The sequence below is a fragment of the Ephemeroptericola cinctiostellae genome (assembly GCF_003339525.1).
Classification (GTDB): Bacteria; Pseudomonadota; Gammaproteobacteria; order Burkholderiales; family Burkholderiaceae; genus Hydromonas; species Hydromonas cinctiostellae.
On sequence record NZ_CP031124.1, the window covers coordinates 617,248 to 642,338 of the forward strand.

Annotated in this window: 19 protein-coding genes, 2 tRNA genes and 2 rRNA genes; 13 read left to right on the top strand and 10 right to left on the bottom strand. The window is 49.5% G+C overall.

The window, feature by feature from the left end; all coding sequences use genetic code 11:
• Positions 1-20 precede the first annotated feature (20 nt).
• Entirely contained in the window at positions 21-2,495 is a 2,475-nt protein-coding gene (locus tag DTO96_RS02960; RefSeq protein WP_114562139.1) for a calcium-binding protein, read from the top strand.
• Positions 2,496-2,594: 99 nt separating this feature from the next.
• Here the strand turns inward: DTO96_RS02960 and DTO96_RS02965 are convergent, their stop codons facing one another.
• Positions 2,595-4,001 carry an aspartate ammonia-lyase gene (locus DTO96_RS02965; protein ID WP_114562140.1) on the bottom strand — a complete coding sequence of 469 codons (1,407 nt, stop codon included), beginning with the start codon at positions 3,999-4,001 and terminating at the stop codon, positions 2,595-2,597.
• 92 nt (positions 4,002-4,093) lie between these two features.
• Positions 4,094-5,089 carry an MBL fold metallo-hydrolase gene (locus DTO96_RS02970; protein WP_114562141.1) on the bottom strand — a complete coding sequence of 332 codons (996 nt, stop codon included), beginning with the start codon at positions 5,087-5,089 and terminating at the stop codon, positions 4,094-4,096.
• Between the two features lie 112 nt (positions 5,090-5,201).
• Between DTO96_RS02970 and DTO96_RS02975 the strand changes: the two genes are divergently transcribed.
• Complete coding sequence (locus DTO96_RS02975; RefSeq protein WP_114562142.1) at positions 5,202-5,759, top strand: helix-turn-helix domain-containing protein; 558 nt, start codon at positions 5,202-5,204, stop codon at positions 5,757-5,759.
• Positions 5,760-5,783: 24 nt separating this feature from the next.
• Here DTO96_RS02975 and DTO96_RS02980 read toward each other — a convergent pair whose 3' ends face one another.
• Positions 5,784-6,650 (bottom strand): AraC family transcriptional regulator, encoded by an 867-nt coding sequence (locus DTO96_RS02980; protein WP_114562143.1) that lies wholly within the window; start codon positions 6,648-6,650, stop codon positions 5,784-5,786.
• Positions 6,651-6,780: 130 nt separating this feature from the next.
• Here DTO96_RS02980 and DTO96_RS02985 point away from each other — a divergent pair, with 130 nt between their 5' ends.
• The gene (locus tag DTO96_RS02985; RefSeq protein WP_114562144.1) at positions 6,781-7,095 is read left to right on the top strand and encodes a MoaF-related domain-containing protein; all 315 of its coding nucleotides are present in this window, start codon (positions 6,781-6,783) and stop codon (positions 7,093-7,095) included.
• A 210-nt stretch (positions 7,096-7,305) separates the two neighbouring features.
• On the top strand, positions 7,306-8,085 hold the full coding sequence (locus DTO96_RS02990; protein WP_114562145.1) for a nuclear transport factor 2 family protein: 780 nt from the start codon (positions 7,306-7,308) through the stop codon (positions 8,083-8,085).
• A gap of 96 nt (positions 8,086-8,181) precedes the next feature.
• On the opposite strand, the gene DTO96_RS02995 is transcribed toward DTO96_RS02990, so the two are convergent.
• On the bottom strand, positions 8,182-9,330 hold the full coding sequence (locus tag DTO96_RS02995; RefSeq protein ID WP_114562146.1) for a low temperature requirement protein A: 1,149 nt from the start codon (positions 9,328-9,330) through the stop codon (positions 8,182-8,184).
• Positions 9,331-9,675: 345 nt separating this feature from the next.
• The gene (locus DTO96_RS03000) at positions 9,676-10,671 is read right to left on the bottom strand and encodes an aldo/keto reductase (protein ID WP_114562147.1); all 996 of its coding nucleotides are present in this window, start codon (positions 10,669-10,671) and stop codon (positions 9,676-9,678) included.
• Positions 10,672-10,783: 112 nt separating this feature from the next.
• On the opposite strand from DTO96_RS03000, the gene DTO96_RS03005 reads away from it, so the two are divergent.
• Positions 10,784-11,683, top strand: coding sequence for a LysR family transcriptional regulator (locus tag DTO96_RS03005; RefSeq protein WP_114562148.1), 900 nt, complete (start codon positions 10,784-10,786; stop codon positions 11,681-11,683).
• A 63-nt stretch (positions 11,684-11,746) separates the two neighbouring features.
• A complete protein-coding gene (locus DTO96_RS03010; RefSeq protein WP_114562149.1) occupies positions 11,747-12,841 on the top strand; it encodes an alkene reductase in 1,095 nt (364 codons plus the stop codon).
• 281 nt (positions 12,842-13,122) lie between these two features.
• Here DTO96_RS03010 and DTO96_RS03015 read toward each other — a convergent pair whose 3' ends face one another.
• From DTO96_RS03015 to ffh, 5 genes are all read right to left on the bottom strand, one after another.
• Positions 13,123-14,229, bottom strand: a complete 1,107-nt coding sequence (locus DTO96_RS03015; protein ID WP_114562150.1) for a magnesium transporter CorA family protein — start codon at positions 14,227-14,229, stop codon at positions 13,123-13,125.
• Positions 14,230-14,232: 3 nt separating this feature from the next.
• Positions 14,233-14,637 carry a lactoylglutathione lyase gene (gloA, locus tag DTO96_RS03020; protein ID WP_114562151.1) on the bottom strand — a complete coding sequence of 135 codons (405 nt, stop codon included), beginning with the start codon at positions 14,635-14,637 and terminating at the stop codon, positions 14,233-14,235.
• A 9-nt stretch (positions 14,638-14,646) separates the two neighbouring features.
• A complete protein-coding gene (gene hemB / locus DTO96_RS03025; RefSeq protein ID WP_114562152.1) occupies positions 14,647-15,663 on the bottom strand; it encodes a porphobilinogen synthase in 1,017 nt (338 codons plus the stop codon).
• A gap of 9 nt (positions 15,664-15,672) precedes the next feature.
• The gene (locus DTO96_RS03030) at positions 15,673-16,362 is read right to left on the bottom strand and encodes a DUF3800 domain-containing protein (protein WP_114562153.1); all 690 of its coding nucleotides are present in this window, start codon (positions 16,360-16,362) and stop codon (positions 15,673-15,675) included.
• A gap of 206 nt (positions 16,363-16,568) precedes the next feature.
• Positions 16,569-17,963 (bottom strand): signal recognition particle protein, encoded by a 1,395-nt coding sequence (gene ffh, locus DTO96_RS03035; RefSeq protein WP_114562154.1) that lies wholly within the window; start codon positions 17,961-17,963, stop codon positions 16,569-16,571.
• A gap of 126 nt (positions 17,964-18,089) precedes the next feature.
• On the opposite strand from ffh, the gene DTO96_RS03040 reads away from it, so the two are divergent.
• The 7 genes from DTO96_RS03040 to DTO96_RS03070 all read left to right on the top strand — a co-directional run bounded on the left by DTO96_RS03040 (position 18,090) and on the right by DTO96_RS03070 (position 25,070).
• A complete protein-coding gene (locus tag DTO96_RS03040) occupies positions 18,090-18,674 on the top strand; it encodes a cytochrome C assembly family protein (RefSeq protein WP_114562155.1) in 585 nt (194 codons plus the stop codon).
• A 25-nt stretch (positions 18,675-18,699) separates the two neighbouring features.
• On the top strand, positions 18,700-18,993 hold the full coding sequence (locus DTO96_RS03045) for a PP0621 family protein (protein ID WP_114562156.1): 294 nt from the start codon (positions 18,700-18,702) through the stop codon (positions 18,991-18,993).
• Complete coding sequence (gene ampD, locus DTO96_RS03050) at positions 18,990-19,568, top strand: 1,6-anhydro-N-acetylmuramyl-L-alanine amidase AmpD (protein ID WP_114562157.1); 579 nt, start codon at positions 18,990-18,992, stop codon at positions 19,566-19,568. The genes DTO96_RS03045 and ampD overlap by 4 nt, the downstream gene beginning before the upstream one ends.
• 439 nt (positions 19,569-20,007) lie before the next feature.
• Positions 20,008-21,551: ribosomal RNA gene (locus tag DTO96_RS03055) — 16S ribosomal RNA — on the top strand.
• A gap of 69 nt (positions 21,552-21,620) precedes the next feature.
• Positions 21,621-21,696: transfer RNA gene (locus DTO96_RS03060), tRNA-Ala, on the top strand.
• A 19-nt stretch (positions 21,697-21,715) separates the two neighbouring features.
• Positions 21,716-21,792, top strand: a tRNA-Ile gene (locus tag DTO96_RS03065).
• Positions 21,793-22,195: 403 nt separating this feature from the next.
• Positions 22,196-25,070, top strand: a 23S ribosomal RNA gene (locus tag DTO96_RS03070).
• Together the 16S and 23S rRNA genes with 2 tRNA genes alongside form the textbook arrangement of a ribosomal RNA operon.
• Positions 25,071-25,091 lie beyond the last annotated feature (21 nt).

The following is a 25,091-nucleotide window of genomic DNA, read 5'->3' on the forward strand; positions in this document are numbered from 1 at the left end:
TCGTGAAAAAGGGGAACTCAATGTCTGTCTCATCATCTAATAATGCCTATGCCACCAGAACCATTGTCTCACCAGCAGCAGGTCTGGTCAGCAGCACCGATGTCAATATGATCAATGGCTCTCAACTTTACGCGTCGCTTTCTACAGTGATGGTCGTGGCGAGTTTAAGTACGGTGACTCATGTTGGCAATAGCACCGATGTGATCAATGGTTCTCAACTTTACTCGTCGATCTCTATAGGGGCGGCGGTTGTCGCGAGCTTAAGTACAGCGAGTGGAATGGCTTATGTAAGCTCACAAACGAGTGGAGTTGGTACTCAGCTTCTGGGGGCTGGTTCTACCGTGGCGAGTTTAAGTACGTCGATTTTGGCTGTTAATTCACTAAGTACAACGACATCAACTGGTTTTTCCACTAATGGAACACAAGGTGAGGCATTGGATGAGTCCATCTCTGTGCAGGTCAATGGCCGCTTATCAACCATCACATATGCAACTAAGCTAACGGGCACATCGGGTAGTGAAGTCATTAGAGGGACTGTTGATGTGGAGTTGATCGAGGGTGGAAAAGGCGATGACACTTTCTATGGCGGAGGCAATACATCGATCACCTCACCCGATGACATATGGGGTGAGACATATAGCGATACTTTTGTGTTTCAAAAAGGAGATGGTAAAGACAGCATCATTGATTTAGTCAACAGCGACATGATCACAACAAACAGCATTCATCATGGTCGAATTGTGTTTAAAGATGTGACTTCGTCTGAGGTGAGTATCACAGCTGATGGGCAGTTTATTAGCATACATTATGGTGTTTCAGACCAAATCACATTGGGCTATCCAAACATGTCATCCGCTGCGGTTTTTACGTGGAGTGGTTTGTCGCAAATCGTGTTTAGTGACGGTGTGACGTGGACGGGAAATGAGTTACATGAAAAAATTAAAGCACTTTTGACTGTTAACACAAGCGGCACGCAAGGCAATGACCGCTTGGTTGGGCAAGTGGGCAAGCTCAATACAATCAACGGTTGGGATGGGGATGATTTGTTGATTGGTTCGACCGCAACGGATAGTTTGTATGGTGGTGCTGGCAATGACACATTGATTGGTAGCGGTGGCTGGATCGATTTTTTGGCTGGCGGTGCAGGCAATGATGTGTATGTAAACCCGAATGGTAGTGTTTTTGAAAAGGCCAATGAGGGCTTCGATACCGTTCTTTCAAATAGCAGCAGGTGGCTTGGCAGCAACGTTGAGGCGTTAAGACTGACGGGCACGGCCAATATCAACGGATTTGGCAATGAACTTAATAACCAGCTGGTAGGCAATGCGGGCGATAACAGGATTGAGGGCCAGGCGGGAAATGACACGCTCAATGGCAATGGTGGCAATGATTCATTGTATGGTGGGGCTGGTGATGACGTGTATTACATCAATGCGGTTGGCAATACATTCATTTCTGAAAATTGGAATGACGGTAAGGACATGGTTATTTCATCAGTTAACTATGACTTGTCAAACCTTCAAGCAGAATTGGAGTACCTCCAGTTAACAGGAACTGCAAACATCAATGGAACCGGGAACTCATTGAATAATACCCTGTGGGGTAATTCGGGCAACAATGTTTTATCGGGCGGTGCAGGCAATGATCGGTTGAATGGTCGTGGTGGTCAAGATACATTGAAAGGCGGTCTGGGCAATGATGTGTATGTTGTCAACGTCGCGGATGCTGCTGCAAAAATCATTGAGAAACAGAATGAAGGGGTTGACACGGTTGTGTCATCGGTTGATTACGCATTGGGTGCGAATGTTGAGAATTTGATCTTGGCGGATTACAGTGCGCACTCTTATTCAATGTATTCAGGGTGGTTTCCTAAATATCCAGTGAAAACAGGTGTGAGGTGGGGAGATCCAATCAATGGGGTGGGTAACGAGCTTAATAATCGGATGACAGGGAATGCGAAATTTAACACTTTAACCGGCGGTAAAGGAAATGATACACTGGATGGCGGTGGCGGCTCCGATACCTATATTTTTAATCGAGGGGATGGTCAAGACGTTATTGTTGAAGTGGAGCAAGGATACTACCTCACCACAACAACAGATGTTTTTTGGCGAGATGAGAATGGCACATTGGTCACGCCAAATGACAATGAGTTGGTTTGGCGGCCAGAAGGTGGGTGCTCTGAGCAAATTCAGTTTGATCACGGGGTCAGTTTTGATCAGTTGTGGTTTCGACATGTGGGAAATGACTTGGTGCTGCAAACAATTGGCACGACAGACTCAGTCACAGTTAAGAATTGGTATACAACTGACCTTGCGCCTGTGGATCGTGGGTTGATTGTGAAAGACTCTACGGGGAAGCTCTTACTTGGTTCTGACCTTGAAAACTTGGTGTCAGCCATGGCCGCATTCAGTCCGCCTGCTGCGGGTCAAACGACCTTGCCTGTGAACTACCAAACGGCATTGTCAGCCACGATGGCGGCCAATTGGCATTGACCAATGGTGCATTATTTATACCAAAAAAACCGCCTGTCATTGTGACAGGCGGTTTTTTTTAAGGCTGTGAATTTGTCAATCACCACTGAGGCATTAAAATCATTGAATAAAATGCGGATGAATCAAGTTCTCAAAATTAAATAATTCGTCCCATTTCTCTTGTGTGATCAGTTGTTTTTCGAGCACAACGATTTGGTGGATGGATTTGTTGAGTTCAAATCCCTCTCGGGCCACTTCAGCGCATTTTTTGTAACCGAGGACGGGATTGAGCAAAGTCACGATGCCCAGACTGGCGAGGACATTTTCACGTGTGCGTTCTGCGTTGGCGGTGATGCCGATCACGCATTTTTCACGTAAGGCAATCATGGCATTCTCCATCGATTTGATCGAGCTGAACAAGGCGAAGCCAAGTACGGGCTCCATGACGTTCAGTTGCAATTGACCTGCTGAGGCGGCGAGGGTGATGGTCACGTCGTTGCCGATGACAAAGAAGGCCGCTTGATTAACCACTTCAGGAATGACGGGGTTGACTTTGCCTGGCATGATGGATGAGCCGGGTTGCAGCTGTGGCAGGTTGATTTCGTTGAAGCCGCAGCGTGGGCCTGAGGCGAGCAGGCGCAAGTCATTGCAGATTTTTGATAATTTAACTGCGGTGCGTTTAATCGTGCCAGACAGTTGCACGTAGGCACCTGTGTCTGAGGTGGCTTCGACGAGGTCAGGGGCAAGGCGCAGTTCGATGTCGGTCAGTTCGGACAAATACTTCACGACCAGTTCTGGGTAGCCTGCGGGTGCATTGACCGATGTGCCAATCGCGGTTGCGCCCATATTGACTTCGGTGAGCAGGCGTACGGATGCGTCGATGCGGTCGATTTCTTCTTGTAAATTGGTGGCGAAGCCGTGGAATTCGTCACCCATGCTCATGGGCACTGCGTCTTGTAAATGGGTACGCCCCATTTTAAGCACTTGTGCAAACTCAGTGCCTTTGTTGCTGAATGACTCGACCAGTTTGAGCATGGTGGTGCGGTAGCTGCGCATGCGGTTGATTAACGCGACGCGGAAAGCCGTCGGGTATGCATCATTGGTCGACTGTGAGCAGTTGACGTGATCGTTCGGGCTGATGATGGTGTAGCTGCCTTTGGGGTGGCCGAGGATTTCCAGTGCGACGTTGGCGAGGACTTCGTTGGCGTTCATGTTGGTGGATGTGCCTGCACCACCTTGAATCATGTCGGTGGGGAATTGATCCAAATATTGCCCCGCGATTAAACGGTCGCAGGCTTGTAAAATCGCATCGGTGATTTCGGCGGGCAAGACCCCTAAATCACGATTCGCCAATGCCGCGGCTTTTTTGACATAACCAAAGGCTTGAATCAAATAGGGCTCGTTTGAAATTGGAATGCCCGTGATGTGAAAATTTTCAATGCCACGCAAGGTTTGCACGCCGTAATACATGGCGTCGGTCAGTTCGCGTTGGCCGAGAAAGTCAGTTTCGATGCGGGTTGTGCTCATCTTTTATCTCCGTGTGTGGTTTGTATTTTAGTATGGTGTGGGTCTGGCCCACACCATTGATTTTACGTGAGCGCGTGCAGTGGGTAAAGGGTTTATTTCACCGTGGATTGGTATTTCACCGCATTCCAATCATAACCCGTGCCCATCGTGCGCACATAGCCCAACCCTGGGAATGGAATGTGTGCACCACCAATCAGCCAGTTGTTTTTCGCGGCTTGGGCTAAAATGTGTTCGCGGGTGGCAATCGCTTGTTTTTGGTCAAAATCGTATTCAAACGCAATTTTTGGATTGTTCAATTGCATCTGATTGCTGTGCACCAAGTCGCCCCAAAACACTGCGGTTTGACCTTCTGAGTCAAATTGATACACCGTGTGGCCTGGGGTGTGCCCATACGCCGCAATCGACTTCACTCCTGGAAATAAGGTTGCACCCGCTTTGAATGTTTTCAAACGTTGACTGGCTTTATACGGCGCAACGGCTTTTTGCTCCATCAAAAATATGCCTTGCATTTCTTTCGGTGCTTTTGCGGTTTGCTCGGCACTCAACCAATACGCCGCTTCTTTTTCATCGACATACACCGTCGCATTGTTGTACAGCGCATTGCCTTGTGCGTCGCTGATGCCGCAGCCGTGGTCGGGGTGGAAATGCGTGATGAGAATCGCATCCACATCGCTCGGTGCATAGCCCGCTTGACGCAGATTGTCTTTCAACTCGCCCATGGCGGGAAAACATTGAGAGCCGCCCGCATCCACCATAATCAACTGTGTGCCCGTGTCAATCAGATAAGCGTTGACCGAATCCTCAATGCCGCGTGGCGTGTAATCGTGCGTATTTTTCCAGTTGTTTTCAACGTCCTCTGGGCGAATGCCCTTAAAGAAAGAGGCAGGTAAAGTTGCCACACCATCATACAGTGCGGTGATGTTCATTTCCCCCAATTTAAAGCGGAAAAATCCTGGTGCTTGGGCTTTGTGTGCGGATGTTGTTGCAACCGTATCTTGCGCCCAAGCACCCACAGGGCCTGTGAGTGCCACTGCACCGATGATGGACAAGGGGATTTTTTTGAGTAAATTGCGGATCGAGTGATTCATTTGATTTTCCTAATCTAAAAATATGACGGCATGTCATGCGGCGATTGTAGGCGCATCGCTCGATAAAATATACACTATAATGTCATAAATCCACTAAAGAGGAAAAAATCAAATGTCTAACTTTGATTACATCGGTCACTTCATCCGCGCCTATCGTCGTTCCAACAACATGAGTTTAGAAACCTTGGCGGCGCAATCGGGCGTGAGCAAATCCATGATTGCCAGCATGGAAAGCGGCCAAAAAGTGCCGACCATTGCTGTTTTGGCCAAACTGGCACACGCCATGTCGATGGAGTTGGCCGATTTGGTCAGCCCACCGAATGCATCGCACAAAGTGCAAATTTTTGAGCCAACTGTTGCGAATAAATTCAGCAAGAATAACTCACTTGTGACCTTTCATCGTGTCATGCCCAATATTGCAGGTTTTGCAACCGAGTTTTATCGGTTTTATTTTGAGTCCTTTGGCAAGACAGATTTTTTAAGCAACCATGCGGGTGTGTTCAAACATTTATGGCTTGAAAAAGGTCAAATAAAAATACATTTGGGCTACGAGGATGTGGTTTTAAAGGCAGGTCAAATGGTGCGTTTCGCCGCCAGCAGCCCACACCGCTATGAATGCAGCAGTGGCGAGTTGGCGAGTGGTGTGTTTTATGTTGAGAAGGAATATTGAGGCTGGTTGTGTCGCGCCCCGACCCTATGGGCGGGTTGAGTTGTGCTGGATGCGAAACTGTTTCGGTGTGGATTGTGTGTGTTTTTTGAACAATTTAACAAAATTACTGACCTCATCAAAAGACAGCACATCGCCAATCGACTGAATCGGCAGCGTGGTGTGCACCAATAAGCGCTTGGCTTCTAAAACAAGGCGGTCGGTAATCAGTGATTTTGCCGAAGCATTGACCATTTGTAAGCACAGGCGATTGAGGGTTTTGTGCGACAAGCCCATTTGGTCGGCATAAAAACCGATTTGATGCTCTGTCTCAAAATGACTTTCGAGCAACAGTCGAAAACGTTTGAAGCGAGCGGCTCTGATTTCATCTGCATCCACTTTAAAAGCAAACAACTCATCCGCTAAACGCAAGCGCACAAGCAAGGCATTCAACTGATGGCGCAGCAACGTATTGACTTCGGTTCTGTGGCCATTCAAATGCGTATCGTCGCTCATGGTGCGCAAATGATTGATGCAGGCGTTGAGCAATGGCGCGTTCAATGAAAATGACGTGGGCAGTTGATACAGAATTTCTTCTTCTTTGCTGTGGCTCAACAGCAGATTGGGGCTGAACAACAGCACCCAGCCATCCCAATCCAATGAGTTGGAGAATTGATGAATTTGATTGGGTTTAATCAAAAGACAATCATGGGCATGACAGTGATGGGTGGCACTGTCCACGGCATGAATCAGGTCGCCTTTTGTCACCACAAACATCATGTAAAACAAAGCCCGTTGGGTGTGCGCAACGGTGTCGTTGAGTCGATGCTTGAACACCGCCATTGGCAAGACTTCAATGTCCAATAGATACGATGCGGGCGGGTCAAATGAGATGGGAATGACGGCGTTGCTCATGGGGCATGTCCTTTTTTTACCATTTTTACACAGTTTTTGACCTGTGCAAACATTTGTTGTGCAGGCACAATACACACACTTCAAGGTGAGGTTAGGCTGAAGTCATCGTCAATCTTTAAAAGGACATATCATGCAAAAAATTCAAGTGGTGGGTCGAAAATTCAAAGCGGATTTTGGGGGTGAGTTTGTTTTTCAACTCGATTTTCACAGCGACACACAAATGACCTATGCGCCCATTTTGGCCAATGGTTTTGGCGAAGCAGAAACCGTCAAAACCACAATGGTCGAAATCCGACCCAATGTCTATATGGTGTATTGGAAAGAAAAATCCAACACCACCGTCGTGCATGTCGAGGACTTTGAAAATGGTGTGGTGCACACCAATATCACGGTCAATCAAGACGTTTTTTTAAATCTTAGCGGCACTTTAACGGCAATTGAGTGAATATAAACCTCTGCGCAGTCCTTTTCGAGCAGACAGGATCCAGTGGGGTGCGCAGCGCACCGTCCGCTTTTGATGTTGTTGAAGTCGTCAACACAAAAGAATTTATGAAAACAGCCGCGCAACTCGTCACGGTGTTCATATGGGCACACCGTTGCCATCAATGTCAGCGCCCAAGCCCCACAACACCATCAACCACGCAAGGAAATCAAAATGGAAAACGCCTCAACCAAACAAGTCGCCATCAACGCAGTCAACGCGTTTTTTAAAGACTACGATGTCGAAGGCATCAAAGCATATTTTGCCCAAGACTACATTCAACACAATCCGCACGTCCCAACTGGGATTGAGCCTGTGATTGGCTTCGCGCCATTGCTCAAACAAGCGGGCACGACCACGCAAAACCACCGCCTCTTTGTCGATGGCGACCTTGTGGTCATGCACAACACCTACAACAACGCCGAAGCATTTGGCGCGAAACAAGTCGTGACGTTTGACATTTTCCGCATAGCCAACGGCAAAGTCGCCGAGCATTGGGACGCGATTAACCCATGGGCCGACAAAACCGCCAGCGGTCGCACACAAGTGGACGGCCCGACGCAAGTGGTTGACTTGGACAAAACGCAAGCCAATAAAACCTTGGTGAAAAATTTCGTCGATGATGTTTTATTTGGCAAAGCCCCACAAAAAATCACCGATTACATCAGCACAACTGAGTATCACCAGCACAATGTCGGTATCAAAGACGGCTTGGGTGGTTTGAATGAAGCCATCGGTCAGTTGATTGCCGCCAACAACATGTTTAAATACAACAAAGTCCACAAAGTATTGGGCGAAGGTAATTTTGTATTGACCGTCAGCGAAGGCGAATGGAGCGGCAAACCTCAAGCGTTCTACGATTTGTTCCGCGTTGAGAGCGGTAAAATCGTCGAGCATTGGGACGTGGTGCAAGAAATTCCAGCGCAAATGGCGCACAGCAATGGCATGTTTTAAAATGCAACACCGTTTAACATGTAAAAAACGCCCATTTTGGGCGTTTTTTACATGGAAACCCGTAATCCACGTCGTTTTGATTGGCGACAAACCCCGCTATTCGCTGCGCTCATGGCGGGTTACGAGTTGCTCAACCACCACAAAAATCACCAGAGTTGAACAAACCAAAATCAACGAAAGGTATGCGGGCGTTGCCAATGTCAGCAGCCCGACCGCCAACATCGCAGCAATCCCCAGCGCGTGCCGTTTGGAATCAAGCGACAACACGCTGTGCGAATACCATGCTTGCGTCAACAAAAACACAATCGAGCCGCCGACCAATAACGTGCTCAAAGCCACAGACGGCGCGGCGTGTGGATGGGCAATCACGATTTCATTCGCCACCGCTATCGCGACCAGCCCTGCCACTAAAAACATCGTGGTCAATACGGTTTTGCGGCTGACCAACAGCGGATTGTCGGTTTGTTTTTGATGCTGGTCGCTCAATTCGTGCGCCCGCCCCAAAAACATCAACGCCCACAGCGCAATGCTGCCGACCAAGGCAAACGCGCCCGTCAGCGCAGTCATCAGCGTCATCGACGACGCGGCAATCGCCGTGCCCGTCGTGAGCACAGTTTCGCCCAGCGCGATGATTAAAAACAAACGACACCGCTCCAACATGCGGCTGGCATCAAATGGTTTGCCCACTGATTGCAATCGCCGCGTCGGAAAAGGATGCGCCAACCATGTACCGACAAGGTCAATCATAATCGCCGCCGCCCACCACCACAAGCGGCTGTCGGCATCGACCATCGCGCCGAGCACCCACAACGGCGCAGTGGCTGCAAACCAATACAGCACGCGCGTAAAATGTTCGGCATAAAACGCCTCTTGCGCCGACACAATACTCCACACCGTGCGCCCCAAGTGAATGCCCAACAAGCACACGACAAACACCCAGCCCGACTCAGCAAACGCCCATGTGATGGACGCATTCAAAAACAAGCCCAACAGCATTACCGCCAACATCATCCCGCGCGTCGACGCTTGTTCGGCGCAGGTCATGGTCGCCGCCCAACTGGTGTACGACCAAACCGTCAAAATCGCCAACAGCATCACCAGCGTTTCCGCCGCGCTGTGCCACGACAAATGCGCCAACAAATGATGCGAAAGTTGCGAGATGCCAAACACAAAAACGAGGTCAAAAAACAATTCTAACGGCGTGATTTCGTATTCTTGGCTGTCAAGTTCAGACGATTGGCTCATGCGTACTCCTGTTTCAAAAGTTCAAAATAATGGACGCATTATACCGAATCGTTTTTGGCTCATATAAATCGGTCGCCATACGGGCGATTTGCCCGCCCGCGCCGAGAATCAAAACGTTCAACATATGGAAACCTCTAAAAATCGCTTTCAAAAAAAGTAATGCCGCTTCAATCAGCCACTCCGTCATTCCCGCGTGCTGTTAGCGGGAATCCAGTCAAACGCGAAGCGTTTGTTTACCTTTACTCATCAAGGGGTTCAGGTGTGCTTTGCGCCGCGCGGGAATGACGGAGTGGATTATTGAGGCGCGTGGGTTCTGTTGAAATCAATGAATAGAAGTCACCATATTTATAGCCCTGACATTTTTAATACCGCCTCAGGCAAACGCGCACCTTGCAAATTAAGTTTGGTCATCGCCACATCAATGGTTTGCAAATCAGCCGCTGTCAACGTCACATCAACCGCACCCAAATTTTCGTGCAAACGGTGCAATTTCGTCGTCCCTGGAATCGGAGCTATCCACGGTTTTTGCGCGAGCAACCACGCCAGTGCGACTTGCGCAGGAGTGGCATTTTTGTGCGCTGCCATGTCGCGCACAATCTCAACCAAAGCCATATTCGCCTGCATTGCTTCAGGCGCAAAACGTGGCACATGGGCGCGAAAATCGGTTGCATCAAACTGCGTGCTCGTGTCAATTTTGCCCGTCAAAAACCCAGCACCGAGCGGGCTAAACGGCACAAAACCAATCCCCAATTCTTCTAAAGTCGGCAAAAGTTGGCTCTCAGGCTCGCGGTAAAACAACGAATACTCGCTCTGCACCGCGCTCACCGATTGCACCGCATGGGCACGGCGAATGGTGTCGGGCGCGGCTTCTGACATACCAAAATACTTGACCTTGCCAGCCGCAATTAAATCTTTTACCGCACCCGCCACATCTTCAATCGGCACGGCAGGGTCAACCCGATGTTGATAAAACAAATCAATTGTTTCAACGCCCAAACGCTTTAACGACGCTTCAGCCACCGCTTTGATGTGCTCAGGACGGCTGTTCACGCCGCCGCGCCGCTCCCCCGTTGCAAGGTCAATGTCAAAACCAAACTTGGTCGCAATCACCACATGCTCGCGAATCGGGGCGAGTGCTTCGCCGACAATTTCTTCATTGCTGAATGGCCCATAAGCCTCAGCGGTGTCAAAAAACGTCACCCCGCTGTCAAACGCCGAACGAATCAGCGCAATGCTTTCTGATTGTTCAACCACCTGCCCATAAGCCGAACTCAAACCCATACAACCCAGACCCAGAACCGATACTTCAAGCCCGTTTGAACCTAATTTTCGTTTTTGCATTTTTTTCTCCTTGTGTAAAAACAACAGTATACAAAAGCCAGATGACTTTGATTAGATGGTAAAATCCGCATAAACTTGTGAGTTTAACTCATCAATCAACAGGGATTTAACCATGTCACGCGAAAATTTCAACGACCTCGCCGCGTTTGCAACCGTTGCCCGCCACGGCAGTTTTACCCGCGCTGCTGCGCAAATCGGCGTGTCGCCATCGGCCTTGAGCCATACAATGCGCGCCCTTGAGGGCAGATTGGGCGTGCGTTTGCTCGCGCGTAGCACGCGCAGCGTCTCGTTGACCGAAGCAGGCGAGCGTTTGTTTTTGACCATCGCACCGCGCTTTGAAGAAATTGAAACCGAGTTGATGGGTTTGCGCGAATCGCAAGGCAAACCTGCGGGCACGGTGCGCATCAATGCATCGGAGCATGTCGCGCATGCAATTATTTGGCCGAAATTGGCCAAACTGCTGCCCGATTACCCAGACATCAAAATCGAGATGACGATTGAGCACAAATTAGTCGACATTGTCGCCGAGCGTTACGACATCGGCGTGCGCTTGGGTGACCAAGTGCCCAAAGACATGATTGCGGTCAAAATCTCAGCAGGCTTGCGCATGATAGTCGTCGGCTCGCCGAGTTATTTTGCCAACCATCCACCACCACAAAACCCAAGCAACTTAAGCCAACACACCTGCATCAACCTGCGCCTGCCCACTTACGGTGGTTTGTACGCATGGGAATTTGAAAAAAACGGCCGCAAAACTCAAATTCATGTCCAAGGTCAATTGATATTCAACGCCATGCCCACCATTCTCAACGCCGCCCTGTCTGGCTTTGGCTTGGCATACGTGGCACAAGAAATGGCGCAACCCTACCTTGAGCAAGGGCTTTTAATCAGCGCGTTAGACGATTGGTGTCCGACTTTTGCGGGCTATCATTTGTACTATCCGAGCCGCCGCCAATCATCGCCTGCGTTTAATTTGGTGATTGAGGCGTTGCGTTTGGGTGAGGCGAATTGATGCGCTGTCTGCGCCAAAAATTAATCCGTGCTATCGTAACACTTCAATAAAAAAAGGAATCCCATGAGCACCACACACTTATCACACCTGTTTCAACCGCTGCATGCTGGCGCAAACACACTCAACAACCGCATTTTAATGGCACCGCTCACGCGTGCACGTTCTGACAGCAGCCACGTGCCCAACGCCATGATGGCGGAATACTATGCGCAACGCGCGAGTGCCGGTTTGATCATCACCGAATGCACGATGGTTGCGCCGAACACATCGGCGTTTGCCACTGAGGCAGGGATTTACAACGACGCGCAAATCGCAGGCTGGAAACTCGTGACCGACGCGGTACACGCCAAAGGTGGCAAAATTTTCTTGCAAATTTGGCACGCGGGTCGCGCGGCGCATCCGTTGTTGAACGGCGGCACAGAACCCGTTGCGCCAAGCGCATTGGCGATTGATGACGAAGTGCACACGCCCGAAGGCAAAAAAGCGCAAGTCGTACCGCATGAGTTGAACGCGGACGAATTGCCCGCCATCGTTGCTGCGTTTGTAAAAGCCGCCAACAACGCAATGGCCGCTGGTTTTGACGGCGTTGAAGTGCACGCGGCGAATGGTTATTTGTTGGACGAATTTTTGCGTGATGGCGCGAACAAACGCACCGACAATTATGGTGGCTCGATGGAAAATCGCGCCCGTTTGTTAAGCGAAGTCTTAACCGCAGTGTCCGCCGCCATTGGCAGCGACCGCGTCGGCGTGCGCCTTTCACCGCTGAACAGTTACAACAGCATGGTGGACAGCGACCCAATCGGCTTAATCACCTATTTGGCTCAGCACCTCAACCAATTTAACTTGGCGTATTTACATGTCATGCGCTCGGACTTTTTTCAAGCGCAAACAGGCGACGTGATGACCCCCGCTCGTGCGCATTTCAAAGGTGTTTTGATTGGCAATATGGGTTACAGCGCGGCAGAATCCGAGCAAGCGATTAACGAAGGCAAACTCGATGCGGTGGCGTTTGGCACAGGGTTTTTGGCCAATCCTGACCTGCCTGCACGTTTTAAAACAGGCGCGGATTTGAATGCACCCAATCCTGCGACGTTTTATACCGCAGGCGCAGCGGGTTATACCGATTATCCTGAATTAGAGACGGAGGCGGCCTCATAATCACAAAGTAAAATCCTGCTTTGTGCTTGGTTGAATGCGAAATGTTTGAGCGGGACATCCGCTCAAACATCCATGAAACCCAAAAAACACAAACCCACACAAACCAACACATCGGATTGAGTGTGGGTTTCATCATCGTTTGAAACAGCTCGACGAAGTGGTTTTGTCAGGTGATTCGGTATAAAAGCGGCGTGTAAGAAGCCGTATGTAAAAAGCAGCGTGTTCACACCCGCTGCTTTTTTACAAAAAGATTTGCCCTGCAACCGTTTCAAGTTAAAAAATTATTGTTTTTTCGGCTTCTCACTGGCTGCATTGAGCAGGGCGGTGACACTTGAATCACCGCGCCCAACCAAGCGGCGGTAGCGGAAATAATACAACAGGCCGCCTGTGACCATGAACATGCCGCCCATCATCCACCAAAAGCCATTCGGATTGTGTAAACCCGGAATGACATCGAAATTCATGCCATAAATCCCCGTGAGCAGGGTTAATGGTGCAAAAATTGCCGATAAAATCGCCAGAAAACGCAGGTTTTCATTGGTTTGATGCGCCGTGGCGGAGAAATGTAATTCAACGGCGGATTTGAGGGCCTCCTCTAAACGCGCCGCGTGACTTTGGACGCGCGTCACATGCTCCATCAAATCATTCATGCGCACCATCATCATGTCGCGCCGCGATTGCGGCTCGCTGGTGTTTATGATGGATTGTTTATCGAGGTATTCATCCCGCAGCTCTTGTAAGGCATCCAGCTGCTCCTCGCATAAATTGTCCAGCTGATGCAATGCCAAACGCTCATCCAGCAACTGAGACCAATTGTTAAAACGGTGATTGCCTTGCAGCAATAAGTTTTGCCATAAATCAATTCTGCGTGTCAGCGGAATGCGCAGCTCCAAATATTTATCAACCAAAGCATTCAATATGCGCAACATCAAGTCCAACGGCGTGGTGGGCAAACGAATGCCGCGTGGCACATCCGTATTGGTGATGCGCTGACGCACGCCATTGAATGTCTGGCTGTCCGTTTCACGTACAGTGATCAACATGTTTTTAAACAAAACAAACGCCACCGGTGCGGTGGTCAACGCCGCAAGATCAAGCGTCACCGTATCGTTGTGGCGACTGAGCAATTTGCGGAAAATTAAAAACTCATACTCGTGAGTGAGGTCAAAATACGATGGATGTTGCGCATTGAGCATGTCTGTGAGGTGAAAATCATTGATGCGACATTGTGTGCGTTCAAAAAGTTGATTTTGCCATGCTTGCGGGTCGCGCGCGATGTCTTCACGCATCACATCCACCCACATGAAATCATGCGGCGAATGTTCACCCTCATTGAGCTGCTTCACCGTTGTTTCGTGCGCCACATTGTTGAAAACGAAAATATCCATGATTTAGAGCACGTCTTTGGTGTGAAAGTTGTCTTCAATCAACTCAATTTTATAACCATCGGGATCTTCGACAAAGGCAATCACCGTCGTTCCACCCATCACAGGCCCGGCCTCGCGGCTGATGTTCCCACCCGCAGCCCGAATGCGTTCACACGCCGCTGCCACATCAGGCACCGCCAAAGCAATGTGACCGTAGGCCGTACCCAACTCATACGTGTTCACGCCATAGTTATAGGTCAATTCAATCACCGCTTGCTCGGACTCATCGGCATAACCGACGAACGCCAAGGTGTATTTAAACTCAGGATTGTCGCGCGTGCGCAGCAAGGTCATGCCCAAAATATTCGTGTAAAAATCAATTGAGCGTTGCAAATCGCCCACGCGCAACATCGTATGTAACATCCGCATGTGAAATCCTTAAAAAGAGTGACCCGACTGCAATAAGCGCGCCGCATCCAAAGCAAAATACGTCAAAATCCCATCCGCACCTGCGCGTTTAAACGCCAACAACGACTCCATCATGCAGCCTTCTAAATCCAACCAACCATTCGCCGCCGCCGCATGCACCATCGCGTACTCGCCGCTCACTTGATACGCAAATGTCGGCGCTTTAAATTCCTGCTTCACCGCCCGAATCACATCAAGGTACGGCATCCCTGGTTTAACCATCACCATGTCCGCGCCTTCGGCCAAATCCAAAGCCACTTCGTGCAAAGCCTCATTGACATTGCCAAAATCCATTTGATAATTTTTCTTATCCGATTTGCCTAAATTGCCACTCGAACCGACCGCATCACGAAACGGCCCGTAAAAATGCGACGCGTATTTCGCCGAATACGCCATGATGCGCGTGTGAATCAAACCATTCGCCTCCAACGCTGCACGAATCGCCCCAATCCGACCATCCATCATGTCCGACGGCGCCACCATGTCCGCGCCCGCTTGCGCATGACACACCGCTTGCTGCACCAAAATCGCCACTGTTTCATCATTCAACACATAACCCGATGCATCAATCACACCATCCTGCCCGTGCGACGTGTACGGATCCAGTGCAACATCGGTCATGATGCCCAACTGTGGAAAATGCTGTTTCAACAGACGCACCGCACGCGGTACCAAACCGTCAGCGTTATAAGCCTCCGCACCATCGAGCGATTTCTTATCCGCTTCAACCACAGGAAACAACGCCAACGCAGGAATGCCCAAATCGACGGCTTCTTGCGCGGTTTTGAGTAACTCATCCAGCGACATGCGAAACTGATTCGGCATCGACGCAATCGGCGTTTTTAATCCTTCCCCCTCGGTGATGAACACAGGATAAATGAAGTCATGTGGCGAGAGTGTGTGCTCACGCATGAGGTTGCGCGAGAAAGCGTCGCGGCGCATACGGCGGGGGCGGGTGTGGGGGAAAATGGGGGTAAAAGTGGTCATAGTGTCTACTTAATATGCAATGTTTTCGTTAAATTGTATTTCAGGAGGCGAACAGAAAAACAGTTTTTTGTGTTGGCAGCTCGTTAAAGCATCGATGGTGAGGTTGTTGTGTTCGTGTTTTGCCCAGCAAAGTGATGCGAGAATATCTGCTGCTTGGATGCCAAGAGAGCTTTTGCTGTCGTATGGGCTCGTGTTTAGCATGGCTGGTGTGCCTAAGTTGTTTAATGAGGCTTTTTCCAACAACATTTGTTCAAGGTACTGGTGCAGTGAGTGCTTATAAGAGGTTTTAATCGAACGAGCATCGGGCAGAAAATCAATCGTGCGACAGCGGGACATGACTTCAAGCAGCAATAATTTGGTCATGTAATTGTATAAGCCGTTTGGATTGTTCTGAAAGGCGATGTTAACCTTTTCCTTGTTCACTGTGATGGCTTTAAACTGCGTGTCTAGGCATTTGCTTTGTAGTTTAATCAAGGCTTCGACGAAGGCCTTGCGCTCGATGGACGATAGTTCGACAGATTTCAACTCATTATTTAGTGGACGTTTGCGGTTCTTGTAAATACCGCGAACGATGCGTTCAAGATGATGATGTTGATGGGCTGGAATGATTATGGCTGCTAAGGTTAAAAATCGACTGGAACCGTTTTCTAATTGCCAGCCAAGGTCACCGCTTTCGTCCAAATAAATGTGTGCGTGCATTATTGAGTTTTGAGTATTGCGGTCATAAAAAAACGGCTTCTATGAAGAAGCCGTTTTCAAAAGAATTGGTGCTCAGGTTTGACGCACTTCGAGTACGCTTACGATTATGACGGCATTTGTCGCAAAATGGCTGAGCGTTTGATTACTTACACCAAACCGTCACTACGCATTGATTATAAGAAAAGTCATTTTGTTTGTCAACACAATTAAAACGGCATTTTCCCGCCGCCACCCATCATATTCTTAATCCCCTTCATCCCACCCATCATTTTCATCATTTTACCCATGCCACCGCCTTGAAATTTCTTCATCATGTCGCGCATTTGTTCGTACTGCTTGAGCATTTTGTTGACTTCTTGTACGTGCAAGCCCGCGCCTTGGGCGATGCGGCGTTTGCGGCTGGCTTTGATGAGGTCGGGTTTGGCGCGTTCGAGTGGGGTCATTGAGTTGATGATGCCTTCGGTGCGGCGCAGTTGTTGTTCGGCTTTGTCCATGTCCATGTTGGCTGCGCCTTGGGTCATTTGGCTGGGCAGTTTGTCCATGAGGGTGGCGACGCCGCCCATTTTCTTCATTTGCGCGAGTTGCTCTTTGAAGTCGTTCAAGTCAAAGCTTTTGCCTGATTTAATTTTTTTGGCGAGGGCGTGTGCTTGCTCCATGTCGACGTTTTTGTGCGCTTCTTCAACGAGCGATACGATGTCGCCCATGCCAAGGATGCGTTGTGCCATGCGGTCGGGATGGAAAGGTTCGAGGCCACCGATTTTTTCAGACATGCCGACAAATTTAATCGGTTTGCCTGTGACGTGGCGCACGGAGAGGGCTGCGCCGCCGCGTGAGTCACCGTCGAGTTTGGTCAGCACCACGCCTGTGAGCGGTAATGCGTCATTGAAGGCTTTGGCGGTGTTGACGGCATCTTGACCCGCCATCGCATCAACCACAAACAATGTTTCAATCGGTTTGAGTTGTGCGTGCAACGCAGAAATCTCATTCATCATGGCTTCATCAATGCCAAGACGACCTGCGGTGTCGACTAAAAGGACATCTATATAGTGTTTGCGCGCGTAGTCTAGCGCAGCAGCGGCAATGTCGAGCGGCTTTTGATCGGGCGTTGATGGGAAAAACTCTGCGCCTGCTTGACCTGTGACGCTTTTGAGCTGTTCAATTGCGGCGGGGCGATACACGTCGCATGAAACGGTCATGACTTTTTTCTTTTGCTCAACGAGGCGTTTGGCGAGTTTACCGACGGTGGTGGTTTTACCTGCACCTTGCAGACCTGCCATGAGGATGATGGCGGGCGGGGTGGTGGCAAGATTGAGTTCGACGGCGCGTGCGTCGTATTCGCCGCCGATGAGGTTGACCAGTTCGCTGTGAACGATGCCGACGAGGGCTTGACCTGGCGTGAGGCTGCTGATGACTTCTTCACCAAGGGATTTTTCTTTGATGTTGGCGACGAATTCACGTACGACGGGCAGGGCAACGTCTGCTTCGAGCAAGGCCATGCGCACTTCGCGCAACATTTCGGCGGTGTTTTCTTCGGTCAGGCGCGCTTGACCGCGCATGGTTTTGATGATTTTACTAAATCGGTTGCTTAGATTGTCGAGCATGGTGTCTGTCCTGCGAATGGTATAAAATGAGAGCGGGCATTGCGAGCCATTCTTCAATGGCGTATGCTGTACTTCTATTTCCAGCCGCTCATTGGGCGTGGCTGAACTTTAAAGATTACTCTGAATATGAATCAAACGTTATTGTACCTCGCACGATCGCTTTTAGGGGCTTTGCTGTTGGCTGGTGTGTGCAGTGCGCCGAGTATTGCATTGGCCACAGATGCAGTTGCGGTTGCATTGCCGCCTGTTGGGGTTTTGCCCTTCATTCATATTGCGATTGCGATCGCCACGACTTTTGCTTTTGTGACGGCGTTCGGTGTGGCGATTTTGTTGTGGGTGCAAACGCGTCGCTTGCATGACATTCGCGGCGGTCAAGGTGCGTCGAGTTGGTTGGATCGTGTGCCGCCTGTGTTGTCGTTGGAGCGCATTTTGTTTCGTGTGTTGTGGATTGGCTTTGTGTTATTGAGTGTGCTGGTGTTGTCGGGGATGTTTTTTGGAGAGCAGGTTTGGGGGCGCCCCTTGGTGCTCAGCCATAAAGTGGTCTTTACGACTTTGGCGTGGGCATTGTTTGGTGTGTTGCTGGCAGGGCGTTCATTGGCGGGTTGGCGTGGCTTGACTGCGGTGCGCGCAACTATTTTTGGCTTTGCGCTCTTGTTTTTGGCGTATGCGGGCACACATTTTGTAATGGATGTTGTGTTAAAGCGTCAATGACGTTAATGCGAATTGAGGTGTGAAAATGAAATTGTTGGTGATTTTGGTCGTACTGTTTGTCGTGGCTTATGCGTTATGGCAGAAATGGCAACGGATTCCACCGCAAACGAAGCAGTTATGGGGTGCCATATTTGGCATGGCTGGCGCAATGCGTCAAGCCAAAAAACAGGCCAAGCAAAATGGTGGTTTTCCTGTTGAGACGCCTGTGACAAACCGCGGCCTGATGTTGCCGTGCACGACGTGTGGTTTGCATGTGCCACAAAGTGAAGGGGTGTTGGTGAGCGGTCGATTCTATTGTTCTGCCGAGCATGTCAAATGACGGCTTCATTGCTTGAAATAAAAGTGGATGGTTGGGCGAGTACTGTTCGTTGCTTGCCGTCGCCTAACTTTGATGCGCGCCCTGATGGGATGCCTATTGATTTGTTGGTCATACATAACATCAGTTTGCCGCCAAGCCAGTTTGGCGGCGATTGGATTGATGATTTGTTTCTTAATAGGCTCGATCCTTTGGCTCACCCCTATTTTGAAGCGATCCATACCTTTAAAGTGTCATCGCACTTCTTAATTAAGCGCGATGGCGGCGTCACCCAATACGTGTCATGCAACGATCGAGCGTGGCATGCGGGCGCATCGTGCTGGCGTGATCGCACGCGATGCAATGACTTTGCCATTGGCATCGAACTCGAAGGGGATGACTTCAGCCCGTTCGCTAATGCGCAGTATGCTTCGCTTGGTGTGTTGACTGATGCGATTCGCAAGCGCTACCCAAGCATTCAAGGAGTTGCGGGCCATAGCGAAATCTCTCCAGGCCGTAAAACGGATCCAGGCGATCACTTTGATTGGTTACGCTATATAAGTGAGTCGCAAATCCAAAAAAGCTGGCGCACTAAATAAATAATGAGGTTTGAAAATACTTGTTGACAGTGTAGACGAAAGTGTTCATAATCTCGTTTCTCTGCTGCTGAGGCGGCGAGAAAAAGCGGTGTGAAGGGTTAGTTGGGCGTTCGAGTTTGTTGTTGATGTTAAAAAATAAACTTAAAAAAATGCTTGACGAACTGGTTTGAATGCTTCATAATCTCGCTTCTGTGCTGATGACGGTGCAGCGAAAAAGAGCCAAGGTTCTGCTTCGGAAAGACAAGATCTTTAAAAATTAACAGCCGATAAGTGTGGGCGTTTGTGGTGTAGTCGAGAGCTTAGGTTCTAGACGTTAAACCATAGAGGCTCATACTTGACGAAACAAAGCAATGAGAATGGTGTTAAAGCCATTTGAATTAAAATGTCAGTCAATACTTGAGTAGCCGTAGCGATACGGCAAATGCGAAAGCAATGAATTAAACTGAAGAGTTTGATCATGGCTCAGATTGAACGCTGGCGGCATGCTTTACACATGCAAGTCGAACGGTAACAGGAAGAAAGCTTGCTTTCTTTGCTGACGAGTGGCGAACGGGTGAGTAACACATCGGAACGTACCGTTAGGTGGGGGATAACTACTCGAAAGAGTGGCTAATACCGCATATAACTATGGTTGAAAGCAGGGGACCTTCGGGCCTTGCGCCAAACGAGCGGCCGATGGAAGATTAGCTAGTTGGTGAGGTAAAGGCTCACCAAGGCGACGATCTTTAGCGGGTCTGAGAGGACGATCCGCCACACTGGAACTGAGACACGGTCCAGACTCCTACGGGAGGCAGCAGTGGGGAATTTTGGACAATGGGGGCAACCCTGATCCAGCAATGCCGCGTGAGTGAAGAAGGCCTTCGGGTTGTAAAGCTCTTTTGTTAGGGAAGAAAGCCTGACCACTAATACTGGTTGGGGATGACGGTACCTAAAGAATAAGCACCGGCTAACTACGTGCCAGCAGCCGCGGTAATACGTAGGGTGCAAGCGTTAATCGGAATTACTGGGCGTAAAGCGTGCGCAGGCGGTCTGATAAGACAGTCGTGAAATCCCCGAGCTTAACTTGGGAACTGCGATTGTAACTGTCAGACTAGAGTGTGTCAGAGGGAGGTAGAATTCCACGTGTAGCAGTGAAATGCGTAGAGATGTGGAGGAATACCGGTGGCGAAGGCGGCCTCCTGGGATAACACTGACGCTCATGTACGAAAGCGTGGGGAGCAAACAGGATTAGATACCCTGGTAGTCCACGCCCTAAACGATGTCTACTGGTTGTTGGGGATTCATTTCCTTAGTAACGAAGCTAACGCGTGAAGTAGACCGCCTGGGGAGTACGGTCGCAAGATTAAAACTCAAATGAATTGACGGGGACCCGCACAAGCGGTGGATGATGTGGATTAATTCGATGCAACGCGAAAAACCTTACCTACCCTTGACATGCCACTAACGAAGCAGAGATGCATTAGGTGCTCGAAAGAGAAAGTGGACACAGGTGCTGCATGGCTGTCGTCAGCTCGTGTCGTGAGATGTTGGGTTAAGTCCCGCAACGAGCGCAACCCTTGTCGTTAATTGCCATCATTAAGTTGGGCACTTTAGCGAGACTGCCGGTGACAAACCGGAGGAAGGTGGGGATGACGTCAAGTCCTCATGGCCCTTATGGGTAGGGCTTCACACGTCATACAATGGTCGGTACAAAGGGTTGCCAAGCCGCGAGGTGGAGCCAATCCCATAAAACCGATCGTAGTCCGGATTGGAGTCTGCAACTCGACTCCATGAAGTCGGAATCGCTAGTAATCGTGGATCAGAATGTCACGGTGAATACGTTCCCGGGTCTTGTACACACCGCCCGTCAAACCATGGGAGTGGGTTTCACCAGAAGTAGTTAGCCTAACCGCAAGGAGGGCGATTACCACGGTGGGATTCATGACTGGGGTTAAGTCGTAACAAGGTAGCCGTATCGGAAGGTGCGGCTGGATCACCTCCTTTCTAGAGATAGAAAAGCCATAAACGTCCACACTTATCGGAATGTTAAACAAAAGAACAGTAAATCCTAATGGGGGATTAGCTCAGCTGGGAGAGCACCTGCTTTGCAAGCAGGGGGTCGTCGGTTCGATCCCGTCATCCTCCACCAAGAATGTTGGATCGAAGACGGGTCTTTAGCTCAGTTGGTTAGAGCACTGTGTTGATAACGCAGGGGTCGATGGTTCGAGTCCATCAAGACCCACCACATGACTGTTCTTAAAGTATTTATTGTTGTTTAATTTCGACTTGTCTTATTCCAAGTGAATCATTAAGTATCCGCATTGACAAGTGCTGATGCTTAATCCTTTACGAAGGATTATAGCGCAAACGCGCTGGCAGCAATGCCCGGCTGATCTTTAACAACTAGAAACCAAGCAAATTTAACAGTGATAATATGATGTGTTCAAGGAATTGAATGCATGTTTTAACACGGGTTAGATTGCATCAAAATAAAGTAGTTCTCAAGAAGTAGTATGAAGAATACGACGTCGATTCAGCAATGAATTGGCACTTGAAATTACGGCAAACAAACCGACACACATACTCATGTAAATGTGTGTGTCAAAACTAGTGCGAACACTTTATGACCTGAGCGATCAGAGTTATAAGGTCAAGTGACTAAGTGCATGTGGTGGATGCCTTGGCGATTACAGGCGACGAAAGACGTGATAGCCTGCGAAAAGCTCTGGGGAGGTGGCAAATAACCTTTGATCCAGAGATATCTGAATGGGGAAACCCAACCCTTAGGGGTTACTGCTGACTGAATACATAGGTCAGTGGAGCGAACGCGGAGAACTGAAACATCTAAGTACCCGTAGGAAAAGAAATCAACCGAGATTCCCAAAGTAGCGGCGAGCGAAATGGGACCAGCCGTGATGTGATATAGGATCAGTTAGTAGAATGGAATGGAAAGTCCAGCTATAGAGGGTGATAGCCCCGTATACGAAAACTCAACCTAGGTACTAAGCATCAGACAAGTAGGGCGGGACACGAGAAATCCTGTCTGAATATGGGGGGACCATCCTCCAAGGCTAAATACTCGTAATCGACCGATAGTGAACCAGTACCGTGAGGGAAAGGCGAAAAGAACCCCGGGAGGGGAGTGAAATAGATCCTGAAACCGCATGCATACAAACAGTAGGAGCGGACTTGTTCCGTGACTGCGTACCTTTTGTATAATGGGTCAGCGACTTACGTTGTGTTGCAAGCTTAACCGAATAGGGGAGGCGTAGCGAAAGCGAGTCTGATAAGGGCGACAGTAGCACGGCGTAGACCCGAAACCAAGTGATCTATCCATGGCCAGGATGAAGGTTGGGTAACACCAACTGGAGGTCCGAACCCACTAATGTTGAAAAATTAGGGGATGAGCTGTGGATAGGGGTGAAAGGCTAAACAAACTTGGAGATAGCTGGTTCTCTCCGAAAACTATTTAGGTAGTGCCTCAAGTATTGCTTACGGGGGTAGAGCACTGTTATGGCTAGGGGGTCATTGCGACTTACCAAACCATGGCAAACTCCGAATACCGTAAAGTATGAGCTTGGGAGACAGACATCGGGTGCTAACGTCCGGTGTCAAGAGGGAAACAACCCAGACCGCCAGCTAAGGTCCCCAATATAAGCTAAGTGGGAAACGAAGTGGGAAGGCTAAGACAGTCAGGAGGTTGGCTTAGAAGCAGCCACCCTTTAAAGAAAGCGTAATAGCTCACTGATCGAGTCGTCCTGCGCGGAAGATGTAACGGGGCTAAGCTTATAACCGAAGCTGCGGATACGTGCTTGCACGTATGGTAGGAGAGCGTTCTGTAAGCCTGTGAAGGTGCGTTGAAAAGCGTGCTGGAGGTATCAGAAGTGCGAATGCTGACATGAGTAGCGATAAAGGGGGTGAAAGGCCCCCTCGCCGTAAGCCCAAGGATTCCTACGCAACGTTCATCGGCGTAGGGTTAGTCGGCCCCTAAGGCGAGGCAGAAATGCGTAGCTGATGGGAAACAGGTTAATATTCCTGTACCATTGTATGATGCGATGGGGGGACGGATCGTAAAAGGTTATCCAACGGTTGGAAGAGTTGGTTTAGGTGATGTAGGCGAGCGTTAGGCAAATCCGGCGCTCATTAGCCAAGGTCATCGATCGAGTGATTTAGGTCACGAAGTAACTGGAAGTGATTCCAAGAAAAGCCTCTAAGCTTCAGTCATACAAGACCGTACCGCAAACCGACACAGGTGGGCGAGATGAGTATTCTAAGGCGCTTGAGAGAACTGCGGAGAAGGAACTCGGCAAATTAATACCGTAACTTCGGGAGAAGGTATGCCCCAGTAGCGTGACTTGAACAAAGAAGCGTGAAAGGGTCTCAGAGAAATGGTGGCTGCGACTGTTTAATAAAAACACAGCACTCTGCAAACACGAAAGTGGACGTATAGGGTGTGACGCCTGCCCGGTGCTGGAAGATTAAATGATGGGGTGCAAGCTCTTGATTGAAGTCCCAGTAAACGGCGGCCGTAACTATAACGGTCCTAAGGTAGCGAAATTCCTTGTCGGGTAAGTTCCGACCTGCACGAATGGCGTAACGATGGCCACACTGTCTCCTCCGCAGACTCAGCGAAGTTGAAATGTTTGTGATGATGCAATCTCCCCGCGGCTAGACGGAAAGACCCCATGAACCTTTACTGTAGCTTTGCATTGTATGTTGAATCGTTTTGTGTAGGATAGGTGGGAGACTATGAAGCTTTGGCGCCAGCCAGAGTGGAGTCAACCTTGAAATACCACCCTGAATTATTTGACGTTCTAACCTAGGCCGCTGAATCGCGGTTGGGGACAGTGCATGGTAGGCAGTTTGACTGGGGCGGTCTCCTCCCAAATTGTAACGGAGGAGTTCGAAGGTACGCTTAACACGGTCGGACATCGTGTGTAAAGTGCAATGGCAAAAGCGTGCTTAACTGCGAGACTGACAAGTCGAGCAGGTGCGAAAGCAGGACATAGTGATCCGGTGGTTCTGAATGGAAGGGCCATCGCTCAACGGATAAAAGGTACTCTGGGGATAACAGGCTGATACCGCCCAAGAGTTCATATCGACGGCGGTGTTTGGCACCTCGATGTCGGCTCATCTCATCCTGGGGCTGTAGTCGGTCCCAAGGGTATGGCTGTTCGCCATTTAAAGAGGTACGTGAGCTGGGTTTAAAACGTCGTGAGACAGTTTGGTCCCTATCTGCCGTGGGCGCTGGAAATTTGACGGGGGCTGTTCCTAGTACGAGAGGACCGGAATGGACGTACCGCTGGTGTACCTGTTGTTTCGCCAGAAGCATCGCAGGGTAGCTAAGTACGGAAGAGATAACCGCTGAAAGCATCTAAGCGGGAAACTTGCCTGAAGATAAGATTTCCCAGGAGCTTGACTCCTTTGAAGGGTCGTTCGAGACCAGGACGTTGATAGGTTGGGTGTGGAAGTGCAGTAATGCATTAAGCTAACCAATACTAATTGCCCGTAAGGCTTGACCTTATAACTGTGGTTGTTCCAGTA